4 protein-coding genes are annotated in these 7,397 nt (G+C 39.2%); 2 read left to right on the top strand and 2 right to left on the bottom strand.

Annotated features, from left to right (window positions below; genetic code table 11):
• Positions 1-40: 40 nt before the first annotated feature.
• Both B4Z47_RS14740 and B4Z47_RS14735 read right to left on the bottom strand, forming a co-directional pair.
• Positions 41-2,494, bottom strand: coding sequence for a hypothetical protein (locus B4Z47_RS14740; RefSeq protein WP_286727450.1), 2,454 nt, complete (start codon positions 2,492-2,494; stop codon positions 41-43).
• The gene (locus tag B4Z47_RS14735; protein ID WP_286727448.1) at positions 2,454-3,491 is read right to left on the bottom strand and encodes a hypothetical protein; all 1,038 of its coding nucleotides are present in this window, start codon (positions 3,489-3,491) and stop codon (positions 2,454-2,456) included. The genes B4Z47_RS14740 and B4Z47_RS14735 overlap by 41 nt, the downstream gene beginning before the upstream one ends.
• Positions 3,492-3,586: 95 nt before the next feature.
• On the opposite strand from B4Z47_RS14735, the gene B4Z47_RS14730 reads away from it, so the two are divergent.
• Both B4Z47_RS14730 and B4Z47_RS14725 read left to right on the top strand, forming a co-directional pair.
• Positions 3,587-5,482: a hypothetical protein gene (locus B4Z47_RS14730; RefSeq protein ID WP_286727446.1), complete on the top strand. Its 1,896-nt coding sequence runs from the start codon at positions 3,587-3,589 to the stop codon at positions 5,480-5,482.
• A gap of 106 nt (positions 5,483-5,588) precedes the next feature.
• Positions 5,589-7,379, top strand: coding sequence for a TrkH family potassium uptake protein (locus B4Z47_RS14725; RefSeq protein ID WP_254667626.1), 1,791 nt, complete (start codon positions 5,589-5,591; stop codon positions 7,377-7,379).
• Positions 7,380-7,397 lie beyond the last annotated feature (18 nt).

The following is a 7,397-nucleotide window of genomic DNA, read 5'->3' as shown; positions in this document are numbered from 1 at the left end:
AAGGCGCTATATTTTTATAAAGCAAGTTAGGCGGCAGCCCTTATTGTATCGCTTGTGTCAAGTTTAAAAAGTCGCGAAGATAGGTACACTCTTTTGACGCGATGGTAAAGAATGGGGTATCTTTATATTGTGTGCTCAATTCTTTGAAGTACCTATTTTGCATTGAAAAGCGATAAAAAGGATTTTTCAAAGGTGAATCATAATACTGCCAACGCGATTCATTGGTATAAACAAAATCCTTTTGTTCGCATTTGGCCAGCATAAAAGTGCATTTAGCCTTGAATTCTTTATTGGAACTGAGCGCGCGCGCTTTGCTATACCATTCCTTAGCCGATTTAGTCTGTAGGTAGTTTCGTTGCCAATGGAGTGTCGAGGGAGCATGGTTATCTGTCGATGACCAATCGTAGGATACGATGGACCATGCATTGCCGTAGGTACTTGTCTGATAGATACCTGTAGCCATTTGAAAGTAATATTCCGCTTTTTTCTGATTGTCTTTTTCCGTTTTTATCGCATTTTCCAACCGCGCCATCCGTTCAGCATATTTTAGTTTGGTTGTATTTTCCTTTCCGTATTTTTTTGGATAGTCATTTATCGTCACAATAAAGGGGTTGGGTTTGATGTCATCTTCATCCGTGCTATACCAGTTTTTAATTTCCTTTATTTTATGGTCTTTAGGAAGTGCTGCTAATGTTTTTGCTGCTTTTTGGAAATCCAGTTCGCGCAAATAAGTTGTACCCAGTAATTCGGTGAGATAATCCCTATTAAAATGTTTGATATCTTTCAATAAGAATTTAGACAGGGTGTTCTGTTGGGAATTGTCCGACAATAAATTCCTTATTTTTAACAGCGTTTTAGGTGTAAGGCTATTTTCCCAAAAGTGCATTGTTGTCCACTGCATATTATCTTCCAATGAGTCTTTCACAAAGCCATAGTTGTAAAAAGCATCTGCCTTTACAGCAGCTAAACTAGCCATAGCGGTGTCTTGTGTGTTCATATAGTGTTTTACAACAAGATTTTGTAAAATGTTCCGGCAGATTAAACTATAGTTGCTGTATTCAAAAGCACTATAACCCCAGTTTTGTTTGCGGATATCTTCTTTACCATCTAGTTTTGCTTTTTCTTCTAACCACGATAAGGTTTTGGTCAATTGAACTTCATCCAGCTGCTTACTGCTTTGCCAGTCCGTCAATTGTGTGAGCAATCGGGTAATTTGAAGCTGATCAATCAATTTTGGACTGAGGTCAGTCTCTTTTATTCCAGCAAGGTATTCTTTTGCTAAAGTATTTTCCTTATTCATCCAACTTAGGTAGGCAGCAGTAATAAGGCCCAATTGGGGTTGAACATATTTTTTGTCGCGATAAAGTTTTAGCGCAAAATTGCGGAGCGAATCCAGATGTAGCTTAACCTTTCCTTTATCGTCATTTTTACTGTAGTAATTATAATTATCGCTACTGAGGTAAAAAGACTCGTTCATTTCTGTTTCTATCTTATTGACTTCGCGTCCTAATAGTACCGCATTGACGGTGTTAGCAGGATCGAGCTGATAGCAGTCGCTCAGATATTTCAGGGCATAGTCACTTGTTCCAAAGCCAATGATCGCATTGATGTTGAATTTATCGGCATCATTTTTTGCATATTGAAATATCTCGGCATCGCTGGCTGTAATATAATGGAAATTAGCATATGCGAGGATACGCCTTTCCGGACTGGCGGTGAATAATTTGGAAAAGAGATAAGCTGCCCTTGCAGGATCACCATTTTTGCGGACAGCCCCCGCATAGTTGGATAGTGCCCAATTGAGGATAGCTTCGTCTCCCTTAGCAGATTGCAGGTACTTTTCATAAATCGTCATGCTCTTGGCGTATTCCTGCCCAAATAGATATAAACGGGCAGATTGATAAGCATAGCGGATATAGAGAAAGCTATTTTTGGGGTACTTGGGGATCTGCTGTTCGGCGAGTTCAGCTAATTGTGTGATTTCTTTGAAATTTCGGGTATCCGGATCCCAATAGTTATGTTGAATATTCGTGATGGGTTCCTGCTTTTTGGTGAACATAAAATAAGCGCGTTCAGCTTCATGTTTTCCGTCAATCAATGTGCTTAAGAACGTATTTCCTTTAATGGAATCTGGCAGGTTGATCCAAGTCGACTTTTGTTGATTGCTCGCTAAATTAGCGGTTGCAGCGTTGCTGTTGTACATCAATTGCTCGACATCCTTAACCTTGACCTGGGAGCCGAGGTGCTTCACCCAAGTTTCGGAATTGATTAAACTTTCTTTGACTGGTGCTTCCTCCGTATAAAGAAATTGGTAGGGGATGAATTGAAAGGCAGAAAATCCATTGTCCTCCAGATTGGGGAGATAATAGGTCGTTTGATTGTCGTAAGGATCCACTTCAGGACCACAGGCGATATTGGTTGCAATCTCTCCAAAGAAGAAAGCTAATGTAGTGCTAGAAAGCAGCAATAATTTTTTGTAATTCGGCATTGCCATGGTTTGCTAGTGTAGCTTGATCTAAATGATAAAAAATAATCCGGTGTTCTTTTCCTTTCAGCTCTCCCTTCAAAAATTTTGCCGTTTGTAGGAGTTCATCCTGATTGATGGATTCAAAACGTATAACATCTCCCTTTTTAAGGTTTGCTTTTGGGAGATCCTTTGTTAAAATATAGAGGTTCGTATTGGGGTTATGGGTAAATAACCCCGAGTCTTTAATATCCTCTTCGTTGATATGTTTTGAAATACCGATATAATTATTATTTCTGAAAACGACAAACCACTGAAATAGCGGTAATGCAATATCCATTTCCATGGGATAGTTGCGTAATGTTCCGCTTAGATAGGTCTTGAGGTCCTGTTGATTTAAAATGGAGTTCTGATTGCCAAATTGTCTGAGATTTCCCATGTTGTAACACATCAACATCGCTTTTTTCACAGGCGGAATTCCGCTGGTGACCGTATTTTTGACTTGGTGGAGCCGCAGCGTAGCGCTCACGATAACATCTTTTAATGCCGGTAATTGCTGCAAATAGCTGAGCAGATAGAAAAATTTATCACGGGATGTCTTTGTCCAATCGCAGTCCAGTTGGAGTTTGGTAAATTTTTCTTTCCCAGCTTGTTGTATTTTAGCCGTCACAAACGGAACAATCTTATTTGCCACTCCCCTGATCTGCAGGCTATCCATCTCTGCAAAAACACCTTGGTTGACGAATACTACAGGAATCAATTGCTGTTCTTTGGGGACAGGTTGCGTAAACGTAATGGGGCTAATAGGGACGGCTTGTACACCGGATGGATCGAGATCAATATCCATGATGCGGACATAGATAGATTTCGCGTCAATTTCTTTTAAGGAGCGGCTTTCTGCGGTATCTAACAGAAATACGGTCTTCCAAAAATAGAAGCCCGTTTCATGTTTTGTTTTGGTGCAGGAACCTAAAAAAAGTAGAGATAGTGGTACAAGAAATAAAAATAGTTGTGTTTTACGCAGCATATTCACTTTATTTAGTCGTAATTCAAACAAAATGGGCTTAATTTTGTTTGTTATTCAATAAAATAAAGACGAAATTACAAAGAGATTGTGACTTTATGAAGCCTATTTTCAAATGGATTCTTGGTATTGTAGCGTTTATCCTACTGGCGTTGGCTGGTGGTATTTGGTATTTTAGCAGTAAGTGGAAGCCCCTTTTAGATACTAAAATCAAGCAGCTGGTGTCTCAAGCAACGGACAATTTGTATACTATTACATACGACGATATCCACGTCAACCTATTATTAGGCAATATAACAATAGACAATCTGCAGCTCGTCTCAGACAGTTCCGTATATAAAAAGTTGGAGTTGGTCAAAAAAGCGCCAGATAACCGCTTTGAAATTTCCATCAATAGGCTGAAAATAAAAAGCTTTGGTATCCGAAGGGTATTAATGGATAAGGAACTTTTTTTGAATGATATCACCGTCGAAACACCAACGATTCATGTCATCAATGAGGTACACCGTTATAACGATACGGTGAGTAGGGGACCTAAAAAACCATTGTATGAGAAGATAAAGGATAATCTGAAAAAAATTCAGGTTCGGGCTGTCAATTTGAATGATATCGATTTTAAATATACGCAGGTCCAAAAAGGGGTGTATCAAGATTTCGAAGTCAAGAAGGTCAAGGTTCGTATAGATGACGTTTTAATCGATTCGACTTCTGAGCGAGACAAGCAGCGCTTTTATCATACGAAAATGATTGATATTGAGGTGCCTGGTTTTACCTATAAAACTCCGGACGGGTTTTATAAGATAAACTTTGATCAGTTGAAAATCAATAGTAAAAATCGCAATGTCCTCTTGACTAAAGTTGCTTATCAGCCGACGCTGAATAAGGCTGCATATTACCGAAAGAAAGGTGAAGGTGGAAGCTATATGGTGCTGAAAATGGATACCCTGCTTTTGACGGGATTCAATTTTGCCGAGCTTTCCCGTGATAAGAAAATATATGCACAAAATGCACGCTTAAAAAATGGTTCTCTTTCGATTTATAGTGATAAACATTATAAAAGCCCACCCACCAGTCAGATTGGAAATGCTCCGCACATGAAATTAATGCAGATGTCGACACGCTTGGGAATTGATTCATTGATTTTAGATAATATAGGAATTACGTATGCTGAAATGAGTGATGAGTATAGTCAAATCGGTACCATTACTTTTGATCACACGTATGGTACGATATTGAATGTGACAAATGATTCGACAAAATTGCTTAAGCAGAAGCTCATGCGTGCAAATTTGAGCAGCAATTTTATGAATGCAGGCAAGCTTTCTACCAACTTCGTTTTTGATATGACCTCTAAAGTTGGGGCCTATACCTACAAGGGCACACTTGGGAAAATGGATCTAACAGTCGTTAATAAAATGATCCGGCCATTGTTAAATGTTGAGGTTAAATCGGGCAATCTCAGTCAGATTACATTTGACATATGGGCCAACGATTACCGTAGTAAAGGAACCTTTAAAATGGATTATGATGATCTCAAAGTTAATATCCTGTCGGAGCCAGGTGATGATGGTCGTCGAGAAAAAAAGGGGCTGCTGTCTTTTATGATTAATCAGGTGTTGTTTAATCCGAGCAATCCGGATTTATACGGGAAATATACGGTAGGGCATATCAATAAGCGCAGGGACCCCAATCATCCATTTTTTAAAGCGATGTGGCAGACTTTGTTGGTTGGAATTAAGCAATGTGTCGGCCTTGGTCCAGAACGGGAAGCTAAACTGATGAACACAGCTGGAAAAGTTGAAAAAGTCGTTGGGGGAATCAGCAAGGCCAAGAAAATGATTTCAAGTATATTTAAGAAGCACAAAACGCCTGAGGAGTTGCTGAAGGAAGAAAAAGAAGATGAGGCCAAAGAGGCGGCAAAGATTGAAGAGAAAAGGAAGCGTGACCGTGAAAAGGCTGAAAAGGAACTCGAGAAAGAAGGGGCGGGAAATTAAAGACCCGTTTCACGTGAAAAGGTTGCCTTGGTTAAGTCGGCGTGCCAAAAAACACAACGGAGATAGATTTGCATTTATTGACAGATTTATCTTAGTTTGAGACATTATGATAGATTCGATTTTAAGTTTTATCCGATTTGTTTTCAAATATAAAAATGGGCTTGTAGACAAAATCATGTTCTATGTGAGCATGATTTGCGCTGCAATCGTTTTATTTAATGTAGGCTATGTTACTGATCCTGCATTAGGGAAATTGCTGGGTAAAACAATTCATTATCTATTCTTTGTGCTCTTTTTCATGATTGCTCTCCGCGAGTCATCCTCCATTTACGCACTCAAAAAAATTGCTGTGGAGCATTACTCGGGCTTGGTTATTCTCATTTACTTTGTATTTATTCTTATTGCCCGTTTTGCAGGGTTTGGAGCACTCGCTGTTTTTTCAAGAGAACAGTGGGTTTATCTCGGAATCTATCTAATTTTTATCGCGGAGCTGTCGAAGAGCACACTTTTCTTTGATAATTTTTATTTTAATCCGACCATATTATTTGTCATCAGTTTCCTCGCTCTTATCCTGCTTGGCACGGTACTCTTGATGTTGCCGCGGACCACGGTAGAAGCTCCGTTAAGTTTTGTGGACGCCTTATTTATGGCAACAAGCGCTGTTTGTATCACGGGCTTGTCGGTTGCCGATATTTCAACAAATTTTAGCATGTTCGGACAAACTGTGGTCATTGTCTTGATACAGGTTGGAGGATTAGGTATTATGACATTTACAGGTTTTTTTGGTTATTTTTTTTCGGGTGGATTTTCATTTAAGAATCAATTGATGTTTGGTGAAATTTTAGGTGAAAATAAAGTAGCCTCCGTCATTAAAACCTTATTGACCATGATCTTTATTACGCTGCTGTTTGAATTGCTTGGAGCGATACTGATCTTTAGTACCTTGGAAAGTGCTAATTTTCCAAATTTGGGGAGCATGGTTTTCTTTTCGATCTTTCATTCCATTTCGTCATTCTGTAACGCTGGATTTTCGATTTTATCTGGAGGAATTACCCATGAAGCCTATAAATTCAATTATCCGTTCCAATTGGCATTGTCCTCGCTTTTCATTCTGGGCGGTTTGGGGTTTGGAATAGTATTGAATTTCTACACCTATATGAAAGAATCCATATTGCTTTATTATCACCGATGGATCACAAAGAAAAACTATAAGCATAAAGCATGGAGCTTTAGCTTTAATTCTAAATTGGTGCTGGTCTGTAATGCGATTATTATTGTAGGTGCCACTTTGTTTTTCTATTTCTTGGAGCGAGGGAATACACTTTCTCTTGAAAAGGGAATCGATGGGGAATGGGCGACTTCCTTCTTTATGGCCAATGCGGCACGTTCGGCAGGTTACAATAGTGTTGATTTGAGTTTTGTTGGGCCACCAACTGTTTTTTTGATTATGCTGCTGATGTGGGTCGGGGCCTCTCCCGGATCTACTGGTGGGGGAGTAAAGGTAACTACCGTTGCTGTTTCACTGTTGAATATTGTTTCGCTGGCTAAAGGAAAAGAATATATAGAGATTTTTAAAAGGCGAATAGCAGGCGAGTCTGTTAACAAGGCTTTTGCGATTATTTTATTATCGTTTTTTGTGGTTGGATTCAGTTTTTTTGTGCTCATTTTTACAGATCCCGATAAGAGTATGAAAGCACTCCTCTTTGAATCACTATCAGCCTATACAACATGTGGATTAAGTTTGGGGATTACACCGTCGCTCAGTACGGGGGGCAAATTAATTATTGCGTTGACAATGCTTGTTGGACGTGTTGGGATGTTGACGCTATTGGTAGCTTTTATTAAAAATACAATCCGGAGAAATATTGTATTTCCGGAAGAAAAAATCTTGTTTTAAGCAGACAAGTGACCGTTT

The organism is Sphingobacterium sp. UBA2610 (genome assembly GCF_002339225.1).
Classification (GTDB): domain Bacteria; phylum Bacteroidota; class Bacteroidia; order Sphingobacteriales; family Sphingobacteriaceae; genus Sphingobacterium; species Sphingobacterium multivorum.
This window is presented reverse-complemented; position numbering and strand designations above follow the sequence as displayed.